The following is an 816-nucleotide window of genomic DNA, read 5'->3' as shown; positions in this document are numbered from 1 at the left end:
CTGGTACCCCGCTTGCACCGGGCTTTCCATTCCCGGCTTCCGCTTTCCTTACGTGTCCCCACAGTTCTGTCATACCGCAGTACAGGAATCTCCACCTGTTGTCCATCGGCTACGACTCTCGTCCTCGCCTTAGGCCCCGACTTACCCAGAGCAGATCAGCTTTACTCTGGAAACCTTGGATATTCGGCCATAAGGATTCCCACCTTATTCTCGCTACTCATTCCGGCATTCTCTCTTCCATGCAGTCCACAGCTCCTTACGGTACTGCTTCGTTCCGCATGCAATGCTCCTCTACCAACCTTTCGGTTCCTTAGTTTCGGTGGCGCGTTTCAGCCCCGGACATTTTCGGCGCAGGACCTCTCGACCAGTGAGCTATTACGCACTCTTTGAATGGATGGCTGCTTCTGAGCCAACATCCTGGTTGTCTTCGAAATCCCACATCCTTTTCCACTTAACGCGCACTTGGGGACCTTAACTGAAGGTCTGGGCTCTTTCCCTTTTGACCGCCCAACTTATCTCGTGCAGTCTGACTCCCGATAATCGATTACGCGGCATTCGGAGTTTGATATTCTTCGGTAGGCTTTGACGCCCCCTAGGAAATTCAGTGCTCTACCTCCGCAAATCTGTATCGAGGCTAGCCCTAAAGCTATTTCGAGGAGAACCAGCTATCTCCGGGTTCGATTGGAATTTCTCCCCTATCCACACCTCATCCCCACCCTTTTCAACGGATGTGGGTTCGGTCCTCCACTACCTCTTACGGCAGCTTCAACCTGGACATGGATAGATCACCCGGTTTCGGGTCTACTCCTACTGACT

The 816-nt window shown here is 52.7% G+C and carries 1 rRNA gene; it reads right to left on the bottom strand.

From position 1 onward, the window contains the following. A 23S ribosomal RNA gene (locus LJE12_RS19635) occupies positions 1–816 on the bottom strand; the annotation flags it as partial.

Origin of the sequence: Blautia sp. DFI.6.71 (genome assembly GCF_020593585.1) — a bacterium.
Taxonomy (GTDB): domain Bacteria; phylum Bacillota; class Clostridia; order Lachnospirales; family Lachnospiraceae; genus Blautia_A; species Blautia_A wexlerae.
This window is presented reverse-complemented; position numbering and strand designations above follow the sequence as displayed.